Below are 21,479 nucleotides of genomic sequence, written 5' to 3'. Positions count from 1 at the left end.
GTCGTCGGGATGAGCGCGTTGATCGCGGCCGGAGCCCTCGCCGGATGGGCCGGACGCCACCTGCTGGGCCGGCTCCGCCGGGGCGCAGCCGTGCCGCCCGGCTGGTGCGAGGCGGGGGTGTCGCTGGCGTGGGCCCTGGTGGCCCTCCGGCAGCCACCCGGGTGGTGGTTGCCGATCCCGCTCGCCCTGGGCTGGCTCGCGGTCGTCCTCAGCGCTTGCGACCTGCGGGTTCATCGGCTGCCCGACGCCCTGACCCTGCCCGCCTACCCGGTCGCCGTCGCGCTGCTGAGCGTCGTCGCGGCGCACCGGCCGGGCGTCGCGCTCGGTTCGGCGGCCGGGCTCGTCCTGCTCGGTGGGACGTACCTGGTGGCCAGGGTCATATCCCCGCCCTCGATGGGTGCGGGGGACGTCAAGCTCGCCGGAGTCCTGGGCGCGGTGGTGGGTGCGGTGTCCGTTCCCGCCGTCGCCGGGGTCGTCGCAGCCGGGGCGGCGTTCACCCTGGTCGGTGCGCTGTGGAGGCGCGCGGGGGCGGTCGCGCACGGTCCGGCGGTGCTGGTTCCGTCCTGGCTGGTGACGCTGAGCTGGCCGTGACCCACCCGGGCGGGTTCCCCCAGGGCAGAGCGTGGCAGGATCTGTGGTGTGTTGCGCTGGATGACCGCTGGAGAATCGCACGGCCCCGCCCTCGTCGCGGTGCTGGAAGGCATGGTGGCCGGGGTCGAGGTGACCTCGACCGAGATCGCGACCCAGCTGGAGCGCCGCAAGCTCGGCTTCGGGCGCAGCCCCCGGATGAACTTCGAGGCCGACGAGCTGGAGATCATCGGCGGCGTCCGGCACGGCCGCACCCAGGGCGGCCCGATCGCGGTGCGCATCGGCAACACCGAGTGGCCCAAGTGGGAACAGGTCATGGCCGCCGACCCGGTCGACGAGGACGTGTTGGCCAACCTGGCCCGCAACGAGCCGCTGACCCGCCCGCGGCCCGGCCACGCCGACATCGCCGGCATGCAGAAGTACGGCTTCGACGAGGCCCGCCCGGTCCTGGAGCGCGCCAGCGCCCGCGAGACCGCCGCGCGCGTGGCCGTCGGCACCGTCGCCCGGCAGTTCCTGCGCCAGCTGTTCGGCGTCGAGATCGTCAGCCACGTGGTCAGCCTCGGCGGCGTGGACGCCACCGGCGAGGTGCTGCCCGGCCCCGACGACCTGGCGGCGATCGACGAGAACCCGGTCCGCGCCTTCGGCGACACGGCCACCGAGCGGATGATGGCCGAGGTCGACGCCGCGAAGAAGGACGGCGACACCCTCGGCGGCGTCGTCGAGGTCATCGCCTACAACCTGCCCCCGGGCATCGGCTCGCACGTGCACTGGGACCGCAAGCTCGACGCCCGCCTGGCCGGTGCGCTGATGAGCATCCAGGCGATCAAGGGCGTGGAGATCGGCGAGGGCTTCGCCAACGCCCACCGCCGGGGCAGCGCCGCGCACGACGAGATCTACCCCGACCAGGGCGTCAACTGGGTCCGCCGCGACAGCAACCGCGCGGGCGGTCTCGAAGGCGGCATCACCAACGGCGAGCCGCTGATCGTGCGCGCCGCCAAGAAGCCCATCTCCAGCCTGCCGCGCGCACTGGCCACTGTGGACATGGTGACCGGCGAGCCCGCGCAGGCGATGCACCAGCGCTCCGACATCACCGCCGTGCCGCGCGCCGCGGTGGTCGCCGAGACGATGGTGGCGCTGGTGCTGGCCGAGGCCGCGCTGGAGAAGTTCGGCGGCGACTCGCTGCCGGAGACCCGCCGCAACGTCGAGGGCTACCTCGCCTCGCTGCGCGAGCGCGCGGAGAAGCGGCAGGTGCGGTGATGTCGCCGCGCGCGATCGTGATCGGCCCGCCCGGCGCGGGCAAGACCACCATCGGCAGGCTGCTGGCCGAACGCCTCGGTGTGAAGTTCCGCGACACCGACGCCGACGTCGTCGAGAGCACCGGCCGCGAGATCGCCGACATCTTCGCCAACGACGGCGAGCCCGCCTTCCGCGCGCTGGAGGAGCGGGCCGTCGACACCGCGCTGCGCGAGCACGACGGCGTGCTGGCGCTCGGCGGCGGCGCGGTGCTGTCCGAGCTGACCCGCGAGCGGCTCGCCGGGCACCCGGTGGTGTTCCTGTCGGTCGGTCTCGCCGAAGGCGCGCGCCGCGTGGGGCTCTCCGCCGCGCGCCCGCTGCTGGCCGGGATCAACCCGCGCGCCACGTTCAAGGCGCTGCTGGACGCGCGCCTGCCGATCTACCGCTCGGTGGCCGCCGTGGAGGTCACCACCGACGAGCTCGAACCGGCGCAGGTCGTCGACCAGGTCATCGACGACCTCGCCGCGCTGGCCAGCTAGGGGGTGTTTCGAAGTGGCGGAGCCACTTTCTCTTTCGGTGAGTGGGCAAGCAACTGGCACCGCCGGAGGTTCTGAGGGGCTTCGTGGCGAGCACGCCGCGACGCCGTGTATGTGGCGCGCGGAGTCCACGGAGTCCCTCAGGTTCTCCTACCCGCACCGCTAAGCACAACGACCCCGATACTCTAGATAGCCCGATTGCCGAAGGGACGACGATGACCGAGCCGGTTCGGATCAGCGTGAACGGCCAGCAGCCCTACGACGTGGTCGTCGGCCGGGGTCTGCTCGGTGAGCTGGTGGAATTCCTGAGCGGGGCGTCGAGCGTCGCGCTGGTGCACCAGCCCACGATCACCGCCACCATCGAGGCGGTCCGCGAGGAGCTGACCGAGGCCGGCATCGACGCGCACCGGGTCGAGATCCCCGACGCCGAGGACGGCAAGAGCCTGCAGGTCGCGGGGTTCTGCTGGGAGGTGCTGGGCAAGATCGGCATGGACCGCGACGGCGTCGTGGTGTCCTTCGGCGGCGGCGCGGTCACCGACCTCGGCGGGTTCGTCGCGGGCACCTGGATGCGCGGTGTGAAGGCCGTGCACGTGCCCACCACCCTGCTGGGCATGGTCGACGCCGCGGTGGGCGGCAAGGCCGGCATCAACACCGACGCGGGCAAGAACCTGGTGGGCCTGTTCCACGAGCCGAGCCTGGTGCTGTGCGACCTGGCGACGCTGGAAGGCCTGCCGCGCAACGAACTCCTGGCGGGCATGGCCGAGGTCGTCAAGGCCGGTTTCATCGCCGACCCGGAGATCCTGCGGCTCATCGAGGAAGACCCGGACACCGCCACCGACCCGAGCGGTGACGTGCTCGCCGAGCTGGTCCGCCGCTCCATCCAGGTCAAGGCCGACGTCGTCTCGTCGGACCTCAAGGAGTCGCACCTGCGCGAGGTGCTCAACTACGGGCACACGCTGGCCCACGCCATCGAGCGCCGCGAGCGCTACCGCTGGCGCCACGGGGCCGCGGTCAGCGTCGGCCTGGTCTTCGCCGCCGAACTGGCGCGACTGGCGGGACGTCTCGACGACGAGACCGCCGACCGGCACAAGCGCATCCTCGACCTGCTCGGCCTGCCGACCACCTACGACCCGGACGCGCTGGGCTCGCTGATGGAGGGCATGAAGGCCGACAAGAAGAACCGCTCCGGTGTCCTGCGGTTCGTGGTGCTCGACGGTCTGGCCAAGCCGGAACGGCTGGAAGGCCCGGACCCGTCGCTGATCGCCGCCGCGTACTCGGTGATCACCGGTGGTGAGAGCAAGTCCAGCACGGAGGTTCTGCTGTGAAGGTCCTCGTCCTCAACGGACCCAACCTCGGCCGGCTCGGCAAGCGCGAGCCCACCGTCTACGGCAGCACCACCTACGCCGACCTGGTGTCGATGTGCGAGAAGGCGGGACAGGACCTCGGCGTCGAGGTCGAGGTCCGGCAGACCGACCACGAGGGCGAGATGGTCGGCTGGCTGCACGAGGCCGCCGACGCGTCCTGGCCGGTGGTGCTCAACGCGGGCGCGTGGACGCACTACTCGGTGGCGGTGCGCGACGCCGCCTCGCAGCTGAACGCTGATCTGGTCGAGCTGCACATCTCCAACGTGCACAAGCGGGAACCGTTCCGGCACACCAGCTACCTGTCCGACATCGCGACCGCGGTGATGGCGGGTCTGGGCGTGGCCGGGTATCCGCTGGCGATCCGCTGGCTGGCCGAGAACGCGGGGGAGTAGTGCGCGGCCGGCTGCCGTTATGCCTGGTCGCTGTCGCGCTGCTGGCGGGCTGCACGCAGGTCGCCGGCAGCCCGGTGACGCAGGTGGTGCAGCGGCAGCGGCCGGTTCCGGTGCCGCAGCCGGTGGAGCTGCGGACCGCCGCCGAGCGCGGGAGCCCCGGTGTGGTGGCGGCGGGCGGGCTGCCCGCGCCGTACAACTACGGGCCGTCGGTGCTGGCCGAGGACGGCCGGTACCGCGCGTGGTGGTGCAGCCAGCTGCCGGGGGTGGGGCCCGCGGGCGACGACGTCCTGCACGCCTCGGCGGCCTCGCCGGACGGTCCGTTCGCCGAAGGCGCGGCGCCGGCGGTTCCGGTCTTCGCCGGTGAGCCGGGGCGTTTCGACGGGATGCACACCTGCGATCCGTCCGTGCTGCACGTGGGCGACCGCTATTACCTCTACTACACGGGCGCGGCGGGCGATCACGCGCACGGCAACGCCATCGGGGTCGCGACCAGCGCGGACGGCATGGCGTGGACGCGCGGTGCCGCGCCGATCGTGACCGCGGCGGGCGAGGTCCCGCGCGGCAACGTCTACGGCGCCGGGCAGCCCTCGGCGGTGTTCGTGGACGGCTGGTTCTACCTGCTGTTCACCGACACCACGGCCAAGGGCGCGGGCTGGAACGGCGCCGGGCAGTTCGTGCTGCGATCGCGAGACCCGTTGTTCGGCAAGGATGTTCAGGCGTTGACCGAGCGCGGATTCCGGCCCGCCGGTGGGGAGCGCGGCCGGTCGGTCGTCGACGCGTTCAGCGCGGACTGGGCCTACTCGCCGACGCTGGACGCCTTCGCCATCGCGCATCAGATCACCGGCGGAACCCAGATCACCTTCTGGGACGCGGAATTCACCCGCCACCCGTACGAGCCGGTGACGATTCCCGGTCCGTGGCAGGAAGGTCCGGGAATCGTCCGCGACGGCGAGGGGTGGATTCGTCCCTCCACATCGGACCCGTGCGAGACGGTGCCGGTCGACGTCCTGCGCGCCACCGCGCTCGCCCCGGCCCCCACCGACATCCGGCACTTCGGCATCGACATCACCGACGCCGACGGCTGCGGCACCGCTCCGCGAGCGGCCCGGGCGCTGGACGGCTTCGCGGTTCCCTCACCGGTCCGCACGGTCGACCTGGTCCACGACGGCGCCAGGGTCCGGCTCGAACGCCGCTCGGTGGCCGAGACCGTCGCGGTGAAGGTCCTCGACGACCGCCCGGATCCCGTGGACGATCTCCCGGTGGTCGCCGAGATCGCCTCCGGCGCGCCAGCCCTGCGCTCCCCGACCGGCGAGGTCGGTCTCCTCGACACCCGCGGCGGTCTCTGGCGGGTCACCCCGGAAACCGCGCGGGCCAACGCCTCGCCCATCGCCGACGTCACCGAGGCGCAGTGGCGATCCCACTCCGCCCGAGGCGACCTCCGGCCCTGACCCTCGCCCGGCCGTCACAATTTCGCGCGAAATTCGAGCCCGACTCCGGGGATTCGAATTTCGCGCGAAATTGTGACGGGGGTGCTCAGTACGGTGAGCCCGGCTGGAGGGTCTTGATCTTGAGCTGCTCGCCCGGGAGGTCCGGGTTGGCGCAGGCCGTCCCGGTCAGCGGAACGAACATCGAGTCGTACTCCTGGGGCGGGTAGATGCGCAGGCCGCGGGCTTCCTCCGGGCGGCAGGTGGCCGAGTCGTAGTTCTCCGTGCGCGGGGCCGCCAGCGGCGCCCACGCCTGCCCGCCGGGTTGCAGGATGACGGCCGGGCCCTTGCTGCCCTCGCGGTACGCGGGCCGGCCGATCTGGTGACCGTCGTCGCCGCCGACGTAGGACACCCCGGCGAAGCCCTGGATCTCGCAGGTGCTGCTGCCGGAGTTGGTGAACCGCAGCGCGTGGTGCACCGTTCCCGCGCCCGCGTCGACGTACTCGACCGTCGCGGCGAGGTCCCCCACCTCGCACAGCCGCGTCTGCGGTGCCGGGTCGGCCTCGGTCTTCGAGGTCGTGGTCTCGGCCGGTGGTGGCACCTCGGCGGCCGGGGTGCTGCCGGTCGCCTCGGAGTGCGTCGGCGGCTCCGGGGAGGAGCCGCCGACGACCCTGCTGGATGACGTCGCACCGTCCTCCTCGCAGGCGCTGAGACCGACGGTGAGCAGTGCGGCGGTGGCCGCCAGGATGATTCGCTTGCGAGTCATGTTCTCCGCCTCTCCGTACCGATCACTCACTTGAGAAGACGCGCATCGGTCGGGGAGGTTGCTCGACTCGTGAGCGGAGGTAACTAGTCGGAGTGGAAGGTTCGCCGGTAGGCGGCCGGACCGATGCCCAGCCGGGCGCGCAGGTGCTTGCGCAGCGAGGTGGCGGTGTTGAGCCCGGAGGCGACCGCGACTTCCTCGATCGGCAGGTCGGTGTGCTCCAGCAGGTGCCGCGCGTGCTCGATGCGCTGTCCCAGCAGCCAGTCCAGCGGCGAGGTGCCGGTCTCCTCGCGGAACCGCCGGGTGAAGGTCCGCACGCTCATGCCCGCGTGCGCGGCGATCGCCTCCAGCGTCAGCGGTTCGGCGAGCCGGTGCAGCAGCCATTCGCGGGTGGGTGCGGTGCCGGTGGCGCCGGGGGAGGGCAGAGGTCGTTCGATGAACTGGGACTGCCCGCCGTCGCGCCAGGGCGGGACGACGTTGCGCCTCGCCGCCCGGTTGGCGATCTCGCTGCCGTGGTCGTTGCGGATGACGTGCAGGCACAGGTCGATCCCGGCGGCGACTCCAGCGGAGGTCAGCAGGTCGCCGTCGTCGACGAACAGCACGTCCGGGCGCAGCTCGACGTGCGGGAACATCTCGCGGAACCGGTCGGCGTGCGCCCAGTGCGTGGTCGCCGGGCGGCCGTCGAGCAGGCCCGCGGCGGCGAGCACGAACGCGCCGGTGCAGATCGACATGATCCGGGTGCCCGCGGGCAGGTTCCGCAGGTAGTCGGTGACCTTGGGGTCCTCGGTGAAGGTCTCGGTGTCGACGCCGGGCACGATGACGGTGTCCGGCCCGCGCAGCGCGTCGGTGCCGCACTCGGGCAGGACCGTGAAGCCCCTGTTCGTGGCCAGCGGCCCGCCGTCGATGCTGCACACGCGCACCTCGTAGAGCGGTCCGTCCGGCCCGGTGGCGCCCGCGAAGATCTGCGGCGGTATCGCCAGGTCGAACCCGACGACGGTCTCCACGCCGAGCACGGCGATCCGATGCGGCCTCATGGCCGAATCTTCCCACATTGTGTCCCTCCGGCCACTGGTTCGGCTTCCAGCGCTCGATCACGCTGGTCAGCATGGTTCGCATGCTGCCCGCGCGGGTTCACCCCGCCTGGTCGATCGCCGTCGTCGCGTTCATCGCTCTGGTGGGGGCCGCCGCCTTCCGGTCGGCGCCCGGGGTGCTGATGGATCCGCTGCACCGGGAGTTCGGCTGGCCGCACGGGCTGATCTCGGCAGCGGTGTCGCTGAACCTGCTGCTGTTCGGGCTGACCGCGCCGTTCGCCGCGGCGCTGATGGTGCGCTTCGGCGTCCGGCGCGTCACCGCCTCGGCTCTGCTGCTCGTGGGGGTGGGCAGCGGGCTGACGGTGTTCATGACCGAGCCGTGGCAGCTGATCCTGTGCTGGGGCCTGCTGGTGGGGCTGGGCACCGGCTCGATGGCGCTGGCGTTCGTGTCCACGGTGGTCGACCGGTGGTTCGTGGCCCGGCGCGGCCTGGTCAGCGGCGTGCTCACGGCCGGCAGCGCGACCGGTCAGCTGGTCTTCCTGCCGGTGGAGGCGATGCTGGTGGAGAGCTGGGGCTGGCGCGCGGCCTCGCTGACCATCACCGCCGCCGCGCTGCTGGTCGCCGTCGTCGTCTGGCTCGTGATGCGCGAACACCCGCGCGATCTCGGGGTTTCCGCCTACGGAGCCACCGGGGAGGAGCCGGAACCCGCGCAGGACAGGGGAAATCCCGCGGTGCTCGCCATCAGGACGCTCGCGGAAGCGGCCCGCACGCCCGCCTTCTGGTTGCTGGCAGGCGGTTTCGCGATCTGCGGAGCCAGCACCAACGGCCTGGTCAACACCCACTTCGTGCCCGCTGCGCACGACCACGGGATGCCCACCGCGATGGCCGCCGGGCTGCTCGCGCTCATCGGCGTCTTCGACGTGCTCGGCACCGTGGCGTCGGGCTACCTCACCGACAAGATCAACCCGCGCGTGCTGCTGGCCGTCTACTACACGCTGCGCGGCGCCTCGCTGTTCGTGCTGCCGCAGCTGTTCGCCCCGACACCGGGGGTGGAGATGGTGATGTTCGTCGTCTTCTACGGCCTGGACTGGGTCGCCACGGTGCCGCCGACGATGGCGCTGTGCCGCGAGCACTTCGGGCCGAAGGCCTCGGTGGTGTTCGGCTGGGTGTTCGCCTCGCACCAGGTGGGTGCGGCGGCCGTCGCCGGCGGGGCCGGGCTGATCCGCGACCACTTCGGCGACTACGCGCTGGCCTGGTACGGATCGGGATTGCTCTGCCTGCTGGCGACGGCCTTCTCCGTATCGATCCGGAGAAACGCCCCCAGGCGACCCGCCGCAGACCGGGGCGCGAATCCGGCCCGGACGGGTGCCTGAGGCGCGGCCCATTCTTCAGAGCGCTCCCAAGATCGGAAAATAGGCCGAGGGGATCAGCGGGGTGTGGGCCGGATGGTGCAGCGAATCGGTTTCCGGCCGCGTGACCAGCGGGTTCACCGCGTCGGTCGGGTGAGAATCGTTTCAGATCGGCTGACCTGCGAAATTGCCAGTTGTCGTCGCGCGGTGGGAACGGCGGGGTAACCTCCGGGGTCATGTCTGAGCTTCTCGCCCGTGCGGTCGGCGAGCGCGGTGAGCTCGTGCTGATGCGCCGCGACGACGCGCTGGAACTGCGGGTCAACGGCGTTTTCGTGATGGACACCGCGCACACCGAGACCGAACGCATGCTGGCCACCGCCACCCTCGGCCACCTCGCGCGCTCCGGCGGGCTCCGGGTGCTCATCGGCGGGCTCGGCCTCGGGTTCACCCTGCGCGAGGTGCTGGCCGACGAGCGCGTGCGCGAGGCGCACGTGGTGGAGATCGAACCCGACCTCGTCGCCTGGCACCGCGACGGGCTGGTCACGGACACCGCGAACGCGCTGGCCGACGAGCGGGTGCGCATCAGCGTCGGCGACATCGCCGCCGTCCTGGGCGAGCAGCCCGACGGTGCGTGCGACGTGCTGCTGCTCGACGTCGACAACGGCCCGGACTTCCTGGTCTACGAGGAGAACTCGGCCCTCTACGGACCGGGTTTCCTCCGGCGCTGCAAGGACAAGCTCGCCCCCGGCGGCACGCTGGCGGTGTGGTCGGCCGACGCCTCGCCCGAACTGCTCGGCGCGATGCGGGACGTCTTCGGCGACTGCACCGAACTGGTCATCCCGGTCACCCTCGGGCAGCGCGGGACGACCTACCACCTATTCGTCTCGCACCAGGTCGAGCTCGAGCAGGCTGGGCTCCAGAACTCCCTCTAGCACCAGCAGTTTCCGCTTGGCCTCCAGGCCGGGGCCGAATCCGCCGAGCCCGCCGCCGGAGGCCAGCACCCGGTGGCACGGCACGATCAGCGGCACCGGGTTGGAACCCATGATCGACCCGACCGCGCGCGACGCCTCCGGTCTGCCGGAGAGCTCCGCGAGGCCCTTGTAGCTGACGGTCTCGCCGAAGGGCACCAGCTCCTGCAGCGTCCGCAGCACGTGCGCGCGCAGGCCGTCGAGCTCGGCCCAGTCGATCGCGAGCCGGAACTCCCGGCGCTCGCCGGAGAAGTACTCGCCGAGCTGCGCCGTCGCCTCGTCCGCGAGACCGCCGGGCGCGGCCGAGCCGAACTCGGCGAGCGCGACGTCGGGACCGGCGAAGGCGACGTGCCGCACACCGGTCTCGGAGGCCACCACGGTGATGTCCCCTACCGGTCCCGGCACGGTGCTCCACGTCAGCTCCACCGGCTCAGCGTAGCGCCCGCCACCGACACCCCGGCCGCGCTCGCAAAGATCCGCTCACCTGCGGATTTCCGCGCCCCCGAGTTGCACGGAGCGGGTGCGGGGCGCAAGGTCCTGGCGGCTTTCAGCAAACGGCCGTCCGACGAAGGCCAATCCCGTGTCCTGCGAGTTAGGCTCCGAAACATGTCCGAAACGCACGCCCACCGACGAGACGCACTCCGCAGCCGACTGCGGGAGCGGGACCTGGACGCCCTGCTGGTGACCGACCTGCTCAACATCCGCTACCTGACCGGCTTCACCGGTTCCAACGCCGCGCTGGTGGTGCACGCCGCCGACGGTCCGGGCGGCGAGGACCGCACGGTGTTCTGCACCGACGGCCGCTACCTGACGCAGGCCGAGGAGCAGGTCGCGGACCTGGAACGCGTCATCGACCGGGCGAGCGACCTGACCATCGCCCACCGCCTCGGCGAGGAGGCCACCGACTACCGGCGGGTCGGCTTCGAGTCCCAGCACGTGACCGTGGACAACCGCGACGTGCTCGACGACGCCGCGGGCAAGTCCGAGCTGGTCCGGGCCCCGGGCATCGTCGAGCAGCTGCGGCTGATCAAGGACGCCACCGAGATCGAGGCGCTGCGGATGGCCTGCGCCGCCGCCGACCGCGCGCTGGCCGACCTCATCGAGCACGGCGGACTCCGCGCGGGCCGCACCGAGCTGGAGGTCGCCCGCGAGCTGGAAGCCCGGATGCTGGACAACGGCGCCGCCGGCCCGTCGTTCGAGACGATCATCGCCGCGGGCCCGCACTCCGCGGTCCCGCACCACCGGCCCACCGACGCGGTGCTGGCCCACGGCGACTTCGTCAAGATGGACTTCGGCGCGCTGGTCGACGGCTACCACTCGGACATGACCCGCACGGTCGTGCTGGGCAAGGCCGCCGACTGGCAGCGCGAGATCTACGAGCTCGTACGCGCCTCGCAGGCCGCCGGCCGGGCGGCCGTGAAGATCGACACCGAGGTCCGCGACGTCGACTCCGCGGCCCGCCAGGTGATCGCCGACGCGGGGTACGGGGAGCAGTTCCTGCACGGCTTGGGACACGGCGTGGGGCTGGAGATCCACGAGGCGCCCACGTTGTCGCAGCGCGGGGACGGTAGAATCGCCGAGAGGATGGCGGTCACCGTCGAGCCTGGCGTCTATCTGGCCGGGCGGGGCGGGGTCCGCATCGAGGACACGCTGGTCGTGCGGCCCGGCACACCGGAGCTCCTCACCCTGACGACCAAAGAGCTCGTCGAAGTCTGACGCACGACGAGTGCGCGGAATTTCGCCGGCACCCCGTCGCGGCCCGGCGCAACACCAAGCCATCACCACAGGAGAACCCCCACGTGGCTTCCACGAACGACCTGAAGAACGGACTGGTGCTCAACCTCGACGGCCAGCTGTGGTCCGTCGTCAACTTCCAGCACGTCAAGCCCGGCAAGGGCGGCGCCTTCGTCCGCACCACCCTCAAGAACGTGCTCTCCGGCAAGGTCGTCGACAAGACCTTCAACGCCGGCGTGAAGGTCGACACCGCCAACGTCGACCGCCGCGAGATGACCTACCTGTACTACGACGGCAACGACTACGTCTTCATGGAGCCGGAGACCTTCGAGCAGGTCAACGTCACCCCTGACGTCGTCGGCGACGCCGCGAAGTTCATGCTGGAGAACAGCCAGGTCGTCGTCGCCCGGCACGAGGACGCTCCGCTGTACGTCGAGCTGCCCGCCTCCGTCGAGCTCCTCGTCGAGCACACCGACCCCGGCGTGCAGGGCGACCGCTCCACCGGTGGCACCAAGCCGGCGACGCTGGAGACCGGTGCCGAGGTCCAGGTCCCGCTGTTCCTGAACACCGGTGACAAGGTCAAGGTCGACCCGCGCGACGGCCGGTACCTCAGCCGCGTCAACTCCAAATGAGCGGCTCGCGCAGCAAGGCCCGTAAGCGCGCGGTCGATTTCCTCTACGAGGCCGATCTGCGCGAGACCGATGCCGTCACGCTCATGTCAGACCGGATCGGCGCGCCCGACACGGCCCCGGTCCCGGACTACACGATCACCCTCGTCGAAGGCGTGAACGAGAACCGGGAGCGGATCGACGAGCTGCTCACCCAGCACATCGAGGGCTGGACGCTCTCGCGGATGCCGGTCGTCGACCGCGCCGTGCTGCGGCTGGGCCTCTACGAGCTGCTGTGGTGCCCGAAGGGCGACGTGCCGCCGGTGGTGGCCGTGGACGAGGCGGTGGAGCTGGCCAGGGCGCTGTCCACCGACGACTCCCCGCGCTTCGTCAACGGCGTCCTGGGACGCCTGGCGGGGATTCGCGACAGGCTCCGCAAAACCCTCCCCAAAGAGGAAACCCCGGTCGACTAGGGGCGTCCGCGTGGTTGCTCGGCTTGGCGGTGCGGGTGGCGGAACCTCAGCGGCCCTCTGAGTCCGGGCGCCACTCCTTGAGTATGCCAATACGCGGCGTCGCGGCGTCCTCCCCAGAGGACCGCTGAGAACCCGCGGCGGTGCGAGTTGAGTCCCGCACTTGAAGCGGCGGCCTTCCGCCGCACTTTCCAGCCACGAAGAGGGGCACCTGCCGCGCGGCAGGTGCCCCTCTTCGGTTCGTGGGGTTCCTCACCCGAACGGCGGTGTCGTGTCGTTGCCCTGTGCGAGCACAGGCGGGTCGACCGGCGACCGAACGGGTGAGGGCCCTGAAAGCCCAGGGGCACCCGTCGCGGCGTCGCCGCTGGGTGCCCCGGTCCGCCTATCGGTGTTGTTTCACTCCTCGCGGGCAGGGCGCGCCTCCGGGGGAAGCACACCCCAGTCGATGAGCTGCTCGGTGAGCTCGCCCGGCGTCATGTCGTAGATGATCGCCAGGGACCGCAGGTCTTCGGTGCGGATGGACAGCACCTTGCCGTTGTAGTCACCGCGCTGGCTCTGGATCGTGGCCGCGTAACGGGCCAGCGGACCCACCTTCTCGGCAGGCAGTTGTTGCAGGCGCTCGAGGTTGATCACGACCTTCGTGGCCGGTTCGGCTCCAGAAGGCACGCGGCCCTCGGGCAGCAGCTCCGCGACCGGCACGCCGTAGAAATCGGCGAGTTCGGCCAGCTTCTGCACGGTCACCGCGCGGTCGCCTCGCTCGTAGGACCCGACGACCACGGCCTTCCACCGTCCGCCAGACTTCTGCTCGACGCCGTGCAGCGACAGACCCTGCTGCTGGCGGATAGCGCGGAGTTTGCTGCCCAGCGCCTTGGCGTAGTCGCCCATGTGGCGTTTCTCCGTTCGTTCGCCCCGTCAGCCGATAACGGCGACCGGGGAGCAAAGCTCAGATCGATACGGAGAGTAATGTTCGCTCGCGAGCGTCACCAGGTCAAGTTGGTCTTCGGTGCCGATGTGGCGAGCGCCAACACACCACCCGGTCGATTGACCCGTTGTCGCTGATAGCGTACGGGGCAGCCCGGTGATGCGCAGGTTCATCACGAACCCGGATTGCGGGGCAGCTCACACACCATCCTTTAAGGACCCGTCCTGTGAGGCGGAGAAGGAGGTCGCACCGTGGCGTCTCGCCATCAGGCGAGCGCGGCGGAACCGGCAGGGCAGCGGGAGTTGCTCTCGGCCGGTGACGTTGCGCGCACGATAGCCCGAATCGCGCACCAGATCATCGAGAAGACCGCGCTGGACACCGGCGACGGCTCCGTGGTGCTGCTGGGCGTTCCCACGAGGGGAACGCCGCTGGCCAGGCGGTTGGCGGACAAGATCAGCGAGTTCAGCGGCGTGACGGTTCCCGTCGGCACCCTGGACATCACGCTCTTCCGCGACGACCTGCGCTCCCAGCCCAACCGGCCGCTGGAGCCCACCAACCTGCCGCCGGGTGGCATCGACCACAAGCTGGTCGTGCTCGTCGACGACGTGCTCTTCTCCGGCCGCACCGTGCGCGCCGCCCTCGACGCCCTGCGCGACCAGGGCCGCCCCCGCTCGGTCCAGCTGGCCGTGCTGGTGGACCGGGGTCACCGGGAACTGCCGATCCGCGCGGACTACGTGGGCAAGAACATCCCGACCTCCCGCAGCGAGGACGTGGCGGTGCAGCTGTCCGAAACGGACGGCGAGGACCGCGTGGTGATCCACAAGGAACAGGAGGAGGTGTGATGCGCCACCTGCTGTCCACCGAGGGCCTGTCCGCCGCCGACGCGACCGCCGTCCTCGACACCGCCGACACGCTCAAGCAGACGTTGCTGGGGCGCGAGGTGAAGAAGCTCCCCACGTTGCGCGGGCGCACCGTGGTGACCCTGTTCTACGAGAACTCCACCCGGACCCGGGTGTCCTTCGAGGTCGCCGGGAAGTGGATGAGCGCCGACGTGATCAACGTGTCGGCCAGCAGCTCGTCGGTCGGCAAGGGCGAGTCCCTCCGGGACACCGCGCTGACGCTGGCGGCGGCCGGCGCGGACTGCGTGATCATCCGGCACCCCGCCTCCGGCGCCGCCCACCGGCTCGCCGGCTGGCTGGAGGCCGACGGCACCCAGGTCGTCAACGCGGGCGATGGGATGCACGAGCACCCCACCCAGGCCCTGTTGGACGCGGCGACCCTGCGGGAGCGCCTGGGGGACGTCTCAGGGCGTCGCATCGGCATCGTGGGCGACCTGCTGCACAGCCGCGTCGCGCGGTCCAACGTGCACCTGCTGCGGACGCTGGGGGCCGAGGTGACGCTCATCGCGCCGCCGACGCTGGTGCCCACCGGCATCGAGCACTGGGGCGCCGAGGTGCGCCACGAGCTCGACCCGGAACTGCCCAAGCTGGACGCGGTCATGCTGCTGCGGGTGCAGGCCGAGCGGATGCACGGCGGGTTCTTCCCGTCGGCCCGCGAGTACTCGATCGCCTACGGGCTCAACGAGAAGCGGCTGGCGAAGCTGCCCGAGCACGCGGTCGTGCTCCACCCGGGCCCGATGCTGCGCGGCATGGAGATCGTGCCGGCGGTGGCCGATTCGCCGCGCGCCGCCATCACCCAGCAGGTCGGCAACGGCGTGCACGTGCGGATGGCGGTGCTCTACCACCTGCTGGCCGGAGAGGAGCTCGCCGCATGACTCGCGTGTTGCTGAAGGACGTCCGCCCTTATGGAGAGGGCGAGCCGGTCGACGTGCTCGTCGAGGGCACCGCGATCGCCGAGATCGGCGCGGACCTGAGCGTCGACGCCGACGAGATCGTGCAGGGCGGCGGCGCGGTCGTGCTGCCGGGCTTCGTGGACCTGCACACCCACCTGCGCGAACCCGGCCGCGAGGACGCCGAGACGATCGAGACCGGCTCGATGGCCGCCGCGCTGGGCGGCTACACCGCCGTGTTCGCGATGGCCAACACCGATCCGGTCGCCGACAACGCCGTGATCGTCGAGCACGTGTGGCGCCGCGGCCGCGAGGTCGGCCTGGTCGACGTGCACCCGGTGGGCGCGGTCACCGTCGGCCTGGCGGGGGAGAAGCTCGCCGAGCTGGGCACCATGCGGCACTCGGCCGCCGAGGTGCGGGTCTTCTCCGACGACGGCAAGTGCGTGCACGACCCGCTGCTCATGCGCCGCGCGCTGGAGTACACCCGCTCGTTCGGCGGTCTGGTCGCCCAGCACGCCGAGGAGCCGCGGCTGACGGTCGGCGCGCAGGCGCACGAGGGCCCGAACGCGGCCCGGCTGGGCCTGGCGGGCTGGCCCGCTCCGGCGGAGGAGTCCATCGTGGCGCGCGACTGCCTGCTGGCCGCGCACACCGGCGGAACCCTGCACGTCTGCCACGTCTCCACCGCCGGCACCGCCGAGCTGCTGCGGTTCTTCAAGGGCCGCGAGACCGACGGCACCGTCTCGGCCGAGGTGACGCCGCACCACCTGCTGCTCACCGACGAGCGGCTGGAGACCTACGACCCGGTCAACAAGGTCAACCCGCCGCTGCGCACCGACGACGACGCCCTGGCCCTGCGCCGGGCGCTGGCCGACGGGACCGTGGACTGCGTGGCCACCGACCACGCCCCGCACGCCGCCCAGGACAAGGACTGCGAGTGGTCCGCGGCCAAGCCGGGAATGCTCGGACTGCAGACCGCGCTGGGCATCGTGACGCGGACGATGGTGCGCTCGGGCCTGCTGGACTGGCGCGGTGTCGCGCGGGTGCTCTCCGAGCGTCCCGCCGAGATCGCCGGTCTGACCGGCCAGGGACGGCCGATCGCCGTCGGCGAACCCGCCAACCTCGCGCTGGTCGACCCGGACGCGGAGTGGACGGTGCGCGCCGCGGAGCTGGCCAGCCTGGGGCAGAACTCGCCCTTCGAGGGAATGCGGCTGCCCGGTCGGGTCGTCGCGACGCTGCTGCGCGGTTCGGTGACCGCGCACGAAGGCAAGGTGAGGCGCTGATGGAACGCTTGCTGTGGGTGCTCGCGCTCGCCGCGCTGGCGGCGCTGGTGTTCTTCGGGATGCGGCGCGGCTGGCTGGCCCGAGCCCGACGACAGGCGGCCGCGCTGCCTCCCTTCCCGGAGCGGCCGGCCGACCCCGGCGCCGAGACCCTGACCCCCGCCACCGGCATGTACATCGGCACGACCAGCGCCGATGACTGGCAGGACCGCATCGCGGTCGGCGACATCGGGCACCGCGCCAACGGGACCGCGCACCTGCACACCAGCGGCCTGCTGATCGAGCGCGACGGCGCTTCGGCGGTGTGGGTCCCGGCCGAGTCCGTGGTGGACGCCCGGCTGGACCACAAGCTGGCCAACAAGGTCGTGCCCGGTGCCGGTCTGGTGGTGGTGACCTGGCGTCTCGGCGATCAGCTGCTGGACACCGGGTTCCGCGGCGACGACAAGCAAGCGCAGACCGAGTGGGTCGAGGCGATCCGATCGCTGCCCTCTCGCACGACTTCGAACGAGTCGGAGGACGGATGAACGACGTTCTCGCCGACGTTCATCCGACCGACCGGGGCGTGGGTCATCCCCACGCCAGCACAGGAGGAGAAATGACCGCGTACACACCGGCCGCGTTGGTGCTGGAGGACGGCCGGATCTTCCGCGGGGAGGCTTACGGCAAGGTGGGCCGCACCCTCGGGGAGGTCGTGTTCACCACGGGCATGACCGGCTACCAGGAGACGCTGACCGACCCGTCCTACCACCGGCAGATCGTGGTGCAGACCGCGCCGCAGATCGGCAACACCGGCTGGAACGACGAGGACGACGAGTCGGACAAGATCTGGGTCGCCGGCTACGCCGTGCGCGACCCCGCCCGCCGCCCGTCGAACTGGCGCTCCACCCGCAGCCTGGACGACGAGCTGACCAACCAGGGCGTCGTCGGCATCTCCGGGATCGACACCCGCACCCTGACCCGTCACGTGCGCGAGCTGGGCGCGATGCGCGGTGGCATCTTCTCGGGCCCCGAGCTGGTCTCGGACGAGCAGATGGTCGCCGCGGTGAAGGACTCCTCGGAGATGGTGGGCGCGTCCCTGGCGGGCGATGTCACCACGGGCAAGTCCTACGTGATCCCGGCCAACGGCCAGAAGCGGTTCACGGTGGCCGCGCTGGACATGGGCATCAAGGCGAACACGCCGCGGATGATGGCCCAGCGGGGCATCGAGATCCACGTGATGCCGCTGGCGTCCACGATGGACGAGATCCTGGAGATCGCGCCGGACGGCCTGTTCCTGTCCAACGGTCCCGGTGACCCGGCGACCACCGACGCGCAGGTCGAGCTGACCCGCCAGGCCCTGGACCGGAAGCTGCCGCTGTTCGGCATCTGCTTCGGCAACCAGGTCCTCGGTCGCGCGCTGGGTCGCGGCACCTACAAGCTGCAGTACGGCCACCGCGGCATCAACATCCCGGTCATCGACCAGGAGACCGGCAGGGTCGCGATCACCGCGCAGAACCACGGTTTCGCCGTGGAAGGCGAGCCGGGCGAGGAGTTCGACACCGACTTCGGCCGCGCGATCGTGTCCCACCACTGCGCCAACGACGGTGCCGTCGAAGGTCTGCGGCTGCTCAACGGCCCGGCCTTCTCCGTCCAGTACCACCCCGAGGCGGCGGCCGGTCCGCACGACGCGGCGCCCCTGTTCGACAAGTTCGTTGATCTGATGAGCGAGGCCCGCTGACATGCCCAAACGTACTGACATCAAGCACGTTCTGGTGATCGGTTCCGGGCCGATCGTCATCGGTCAGGCGTGCGAGTTCGACTACTCCGGCACCCAGGCGTGCCGGGTGCTGCGGGAGGAGGGCATCCGCGTCTCGCTGGTGAACTCCAACCCGGCGACGATCATGACCGACCCGGAGTTCGCCGACGCCACCTACATCGAGCCGATCACGCCCGAGTTCGTCGAGAAGGTCATCGACGCCGAGCGCCCGGACGCGATCCTGGCGACCCTGGGCGGGCAGACGGCGCTGAACACGGCGATCGCGCTGCACGAGCGCGGCGTGCTCGACAAGTACGGCGTGGAGCTCATCGGCGCGGACGTGGACGCGATCCAGCGCGGCGAGGACCGGCAGATGTTCAAGGACATCGTGCGCTCGGTCGGCGGCGAGGTGCCCTCGTCGAAGGTCTGCAAGTCGATGGACGACGTGCGCTCGTTCGTCGCCGGGTCCGGTCTGCCGGTGGTCATCCGGCCCAGCTTCACCATGGGTGGTCTGGGTTCGGGCATGGCGCACACCGAGGAGGACCTGGAGCGGATGGCCTCCTTCGGCCTGTCCGAGTCCCCGGTGCACGAGGTGCTCATCGAGGAGAGCGTGCTCGGCTGGAAGGAGTACGAGCTGGAGCTGATGCGCGACCACGCCGACAACGTGGTGGTCATCTGCTCCATCGAGAACGTCGACCCGATGGGCGTGCACACCGGTGACTCGGTGACGGTGGCGCCGTCGATGACGCTGACCGACCGCGAGTTCCAGCACATGCGCAACGTCGGCATCGACGTGCTGCGCGAGGTCGGCGTGGACACCGGCGGCTGCAACATCCAGTTCGCCATCCACCCGGAGAACGGCCGCATGGTCGTCATCGAGATGAACCCGCGCGTGTCGCGGTCGTCGGCGCTGGCGTCGAAGGCGACGGGTTTCCCGATCGCCAAGATCGCCGCGAAGCTCGCCGTCGGCTACACCCTCGACGAGATCCAGAACGACATCACCGGCGAGACGCCGGCGTCGTTCGAGCCCACGCTCGACTACGTGGTCGTGAAGGTGCCGCGGTTCGCCTTCGAGAAGTTCCCGGGCGCGGACCAGGAGCTGACCACGACGATGAAGAGCGTCGGCGAGGCGATGGCCGTGGGACGCAGCTTCTCCGAGGCGATGGGCAAGGCGCTGCGGTCGATGGAGACCAAGTCCGTCGGCTTCTGGACCAAGCCCGATCCCGAGGGCGCGACGCTGGAGTCCACTCTGGAGGAGATGCGCACCGCGCACGACGGCCGGATCTACACCGTCGAGCGCGCGCTGCGCTTCGGCGCCACCGTCGAGCAGGTGCACGAGGCCTCGGGCATCGACCCGTGGTTCGTCGACCAGATCTCGGCGTGGGTGGAGCTGCGCCGCGAGCTCGTCGACGCCCCGGTGCTGGACGCCTCGCTGCTGCGCGTGGCCAAGCGCGCGGGCCTGTCGGACCGCCAGATCGCCGCGCTGCGCCCGGAACTGGCCGGTGAGGACGGCGTTCGCGCGCTGCGCCACCGGCTGGGCGTGCGGCCGGTGTACAAGACGGTCGACACCTGCGCCGCCGAGTTCGCGGCCAACACCCCGTACCACTACTCGGCCTACGAGTCCGACCCGGCGGCGGAGTCGGAGGTCGCCGAGCAGCGCGAGAAGCCGAAGGTGATCATCCTCGGCTCGGGCCCGAACCGCATCGGTCAGGGCATCGAGTTCGACTACTCGTGCGTGCACGCGGCCATGGCGCTGCGCGAGGCCGGGTACGAGACGGTGATGGTCAACTGCAACCCGGAGACGGTCTCCACCGACTACGACACCTCGGACCGGCTGTACTTCGAGCCGCTGACCTTCGAGGATGTCCTGGAGGTCGTGCACTCCGAGCAGCGGTCGGGCACGGTCGCGGGCGTGATCGTGCAGCTGGGCGGCCAGACCCCGCTGGGCCTGGCGCAGCGCCTCGCGGACGCGGGCGTGCCGATCGTGGGCACCCCGCCGGAGGCGATCCACCTGGCCGAGGAGCGCGGCGCATTCGGCGACGTGCTGGTCGCGGCCGGTCTGCCGGCTCCGCAGTACGGCACCGCGACGTCCTTTGAGGGCGCCAAGCGGATCGCCGACGACATCGGCTACCCGGTGCTGGTGCGCCCGTCCTACGTGCTCGGCGGCCGGGGCATGGAGATCGTCTACGACGAGGCGTCGCTGGCCAACTACATCGCCCGCGCCACCGAGGTGACGCCGGAGCACCCGGTGCTGGTGGACAAGTTCCTCGACGACGCGATCGAGATCGACGTCGACGCGCTGTGCGACGGCAACGAGATCTACCTCGGCGGCGTGATGGAGCACATCGAGGAGGCCGGCATCCACTCCGGCGACTCGGCGTGCGCGCTGCCGCCGATCACGTTGGGGCGCCAGGACATCGAGATGGTCCGCCGCTCCACTGAGGCCATCGCGCGCGGTGTGGGCGTGCACGGTCTGCTCAACGTGCAGTACGCGCTCAAGGACGACGTGCTCTACGTGCTGGAGGCCAACCCGCGCGCGTCGCGGACGGTTCCGTTCGTCTCGAAGGCCACGGCCGCTCCGCTGGCCAAGGCCGCGGCGCGAATCATGCTGGGCGCCAAGATCTCCGAGCTGCGCTCCGAGGGCATGCTGCCCGACGAGGGCGACGGCGCCGACCTGCCGGTCGACGCCCCGGTGGCGGTCAAGGAAGCGGTCCTGCCGTTCCACCGCTTCCGGACCCGCGAGGGCATCGGCGTCGACTCGCTGCTCGGGCCGGAGATGAAGTCCACGGGCGAGGTCATGGGCATCGACACCTCGTTCGGCCAGGCGTTCGCCAAGTCGCAGGCCGGTGCCTACGGCTCGCTGCCGACGTCGGGCAAGGTGTTCGTCTCGGTGGCCAACCGGGACAAGCGCTCGCTGGTGTTCCCGGTCAAGCGGCTGGCCGACCTCGGGTTCGAGATCCTCGCGACGGAGGGCACCGCCGAGGTGTTGCGGCGCAACGGCATCACCTCCACCGTGGTCGCCAAGCACACCGAGTCGGTCGAGGGCCAGCGCGATGTCGTCGACCTGATCAAGGCGGGCGAGGTCGACATGATCATCAACACCCCGTACGGCAACCCGGGTCCGCGGGTCGACGGCTACGAGATCCGCACGGCCGCGGTCTCCCGCGACGTCCCGTGCATCACGACGGTGCAAGGCGCTGCCGCGGCGGTGCAGGGCATCGAGGCCGCGATCGGCGGCAACATCGGCGTCCGCCCGCTGCAGGCCCTGCAGGCCGCGCTGCGGCAGGGGCGGTGAG

The 21,479-nt window shown here is 71.2% G+C and carries 21 protein-coding genes; 17 read left to right on the top strand and 4 right to left on the bottom strand.

The window, feature by feature from the left end:
• Window positions 1-9 precede the first annotated feature (9 nt).
• The 6 genes from E1181_RS22275 to E1181_RS22250 all read left to right on the top strand — a co-directional run bounded on the left by E1181_RS22275 (window position 10) and on the right by E1181_RS22250 (window position 5,561).
• Window positions 10-591 carry a prepilin peptidase gene (locus E1181_RS22275; RefSeq protein ID WP_132677595.1) on the top strand — a complete coding sequence of 194 codons (582 nt, stop codon included), beginning with the start codon at window positions 10-12 and terminating at the stop codon, window positions 589-591.
• A 48-nt stretch (window positions 592-639) separates the two neighbouring features.
• The gene (gene aroC / locus E1181_RS22270; protein WP_132677594.1) at window positions 640-1,845 is read left to right on the top strand and encodes a chorismate synthase; all 1,206 of its coding nucleotides are present in this window, start codon (window positions 640-642) and stop codon (window positions 1,843-1,845) included.
• Window positions 1,845-2,360: a shikimate kinase gene (locus E1181_RS22265; protein WP_235876950.1), complete on the top strand. Its 516-nt coding sequence runs from the start codon at window positions 1,845-1,847 to the stop codon at window positions 2,358-2,360. Before aroC ends, E1181_RS22265 begins: the two co-directional genes overlap by 1 nt.
• 212 nt (window positions 2,361-2,572) lie before the next feature.
• The gene (gene aroB, locus E1181_RS22260) at window positions 2,573-3,682 is read left to right on the top strand and encodes a 3-dehydroquinate synthase (RefSeq protein ID WP_132677592.1); all 1,110 of its coding nucleotides are present in this window, start codon (window positions 2,573-2,575) and stop codon (window positions 3,680-3,682) included.
• On the top strand, window positions 3,679-4,113 hold the full coding sequence (aroQ, locus tag E1181_RS22255) for a type II 3-dehydroquinate dehydratase (RefSeq protein WP_132677591.1): 435 nt from the start codon (window positions 3,679-3,681) through the stop codon (window positions 4,111-4,113). Before aroB ends, aroQ begins: the two co-directional genes overlap by 4 nt.
• Window positions 4,113-5,561, top strand: a complete 1,449-nt coding sequence (locus tag E1181_RS22250) for a glycoside hydrolase family protein (RefSeq protein ID WP_235876949.1) — start codon at window positions 4,113-4,115, stop codon at window positions 5,559-5,561. Before aroQ ends, E1181_RS22250 begins: the two co-directional genes overlap by 1 nt.
• Window positions 5,562-5,646: 85 nt before the next feature.
• Here the strand turns inward: E1181_RS22250 and E1181_RS22245 are convergent, their stop codons facing one another.
• Both E1181_RS22245 and E1181_RS22240 read right to left on the bottom strand, forming a co-directional pair.
• Window positions 5,647-6,303: a DUF4232 domain-containing protein gene (locus tag E1181_RS22245; protein ID WP_132677590.1), complete on the bottom strand. Its 657-nt coding sequence runs from the start codon at window positions 6,301-6,303 to the stop codon at window positions 5,647-5,649.
• A gap of 83 nt (window positions 6,304-6,386) precedes the next feature.
• The gene (locus E1181_RS22240; RefSeq protein WP_207922255.1) at window positions 6,387-7,334 is read right to left on the bottom strand and encodes a GlxA family transcriptional regulator; all 948 of its coding nucleotides are present in this window, start codon (window positions 7,332-7,334) and stop codon (window positions 6,387-6,389) included.
• 80 nt (window positions 7,335-7,414) lie between these two features.
• On the opposite strand from E1181_RS22240, the gene E1181_RS22235 reads away from it, so the two are divergent.
• Complete coding sequence (locus E1181_RS22235; protein ID WP_132677607.1) at window positions 7,415-8,704, top strand: MFS transporter; 1,290 nt, start codon at window positions 7,415-7,417, stop codon at window positions 8,702-8,704.
• A 212-nt stretch (window positions 8,705-8,916) separates the two neighbouring features.
• Window positions 8,917-9,612, top strand: coding sequence for a spermidine synthase (locus E1181_RS22230; protein ID WP_132677588.1), 696 nt, complete (start codon window positions 8,917-8,919; stop codon window positions 9,610-9,612).
• Here the strand turns inward: E1181_RS22230 and E1181_RS22225 are convergent.
• Window positions 9,556-10,074: a methylated-DNA--[protein]-cysteine S-methyltransferase gene (locus tag E1181_RS22225; protein ID WP_132677587.1), complete on the bottom strand. Its 519-nt coding sequence runs from the start codon at window positions 10,072-10,074 to the stop codon at window positions 9,556-9,558. The two genes, E1181_RS22230 and E1181_RS22225, sit on opposite strands and share 57 nt — an antisense overlap.
• A gap of 180 nt (window positions 10,075-10,254) precedes the next feature.
• Between E1181_RS22225 and E1181_RS22220 the strand changes: the two genes are divergently transcribed.
• From E1181_RS22220 to nusB, 3 genes are all read left to right on the top strand, one after another.
• Window positions 10,255-11,364 (top strand): M24 family metallopeptidase, encoded by a 1,110-nt coding sequence (locus E1181_RS22220; protein ID WP_132677586.1) that lies wholly within the window; start codon window positions 10,255-10,257, stop codon window positions 11,362-11,364.
• Window positions 11,365-11,447: 83 nt separating this feature from the next.
• On the top strand, window positions 11,448-12,014 hold the full coding sequence (efp, locus tag E1181_RS22215) for an elongation factor P (RefSeq protein ID WP_132677585.1): 567 nt from the start codon (window positions 11,448-11,450) through the stop codon (window positions 12,012-12,014).
• Complete coding sequence (gene nusB, locus E1181_RS22210; protein WP_132677584.1) at window positions 12,011-12,463, top strand: transcription antitermination factor NusB; 453 nt, start codon at window positions 12,011-12,013, stop codon at window positions 12,461-12,463. Before efp ends, nusB begins: the two co-directional genes overlap by 4 nt.
• Before the next feature lie 393 nt (window positions 12,464-12,856).
• Here nusB and bldD read toward each other — a convergent pair whose 3' ends face one another.
• Window positions 12,857-13,345 carry a transcriptional regulator BldD gene (gene bldD, locus E1181_RS22205; protein WP_010311046.1) on the bottom strand — a complete coding sequence of 163 codons (489 nt, stop codon included), beginning with the start codon at window positions 13,343-13,345 and terminating at the stop codon, window positions 12,857-12,859.
• A 288-nt stretch (window positions 13,346-13,633) separates the two neighbouring features.
• On the opposite strand from bldD, the gene pyrR reads away from it, so the two are divergent.
• The 6 genes from pyrR (at window position 13,634) to carB (ending at window position 21,478) form a co-directional block, all read left to right on the top strand.
• Entirely contained in the window at window positions 13,634-14,224 is a 591-nt protein-coding gene (pyrR, locus tag E1181_RS22200) for a bifunctional pyr operon transcriptional regulator/uracil phosphoribosyltransferase PyrR (protein ID WP_132677583.1), read from the top strand.
• On the top strand, window positions 14,224-15,156 hold the full coding sequence (locus E1181_RS22195) for an aspartate carbamoyltransferase catalytic subunit (protein WP_132677582.1): 933 nt from the start codon (window positions 14,224-14,226) through the stop codon (window positions 15,154-15,156). The genes pyrR and E1181_RS22195 overlap by 1 nt, the downstream gene beginning before the upstream one ends.
• Entirely contained in the window at window positions 15,153-16,451 is a 1,299-nt protein-coding gene (locus E1181_RS22190; protein ID WP_132677581.1) for a dihydroorotase, read from the top strand. The genes E1181_RS22195 and E1181_RS22190 overlap by 4 nt, the downstream gene beginning before the upstream one ends.
• On the top strand, window positions 16,451-16,972 hold the full coding sequence (locus E1181_RS22185; protein ID WP_132677580.1) for a PH-like domain-containing protein: 522 nt from the start codon (window positions 16,451-16,453) through the stop codon (window positions 16,970-16,972). Before E1181_RS22190 ends, E1181_RS22185 begins: the two co-directional genes overlap by 1 nt.
• 71 nt (window positions 16,973-17,043) lie before the next feature.
• Window positions 17,044-18,165: a glutamine-hydrolyzing carbamoyl-phosphate synthase small subunit gene (gene carA, locus E1181_RS22180; RefSeq protein WP_132677579.1), complete on the top strand. Its 1,122-nt coding sequence runs from the start codon at window positions 17,044-17,046 to the stop codon at window positions 18,163-18,165.
• A 1-nt stretch (window position 18,166) separates the two neighbouring features.
• Window positions 18,167-21,478: a carbamoyl-phosphate synthase large subunit gene (gene carB, locus E1181_RS22175; protein WP_132677578.1), complete on the top strand. Its 3,312-nt coding sequence runs from the start codon at window positions 18,167-18,169 to the stop codon at window positions 21,476-21,478.
• Window position 21,479: the final 1 nt, after the last annotated feature.

It is taken from the genome of Saccharopolyspora terrae (assembly GCF_004348435.1).
Taxonomy (GTDB): Bacteria; Actinomycetota; Actinomycetes; order Mycobacteriales; family Pseudonocardiaceae; genus Saccharopolyspora; species Saccharopolyspora endophytica.
The sequence above is the reverse complement of the archived record's forward strand: the minus strand, read 5'-3'. Positions and strand labels throughout refer to the sequence as shown.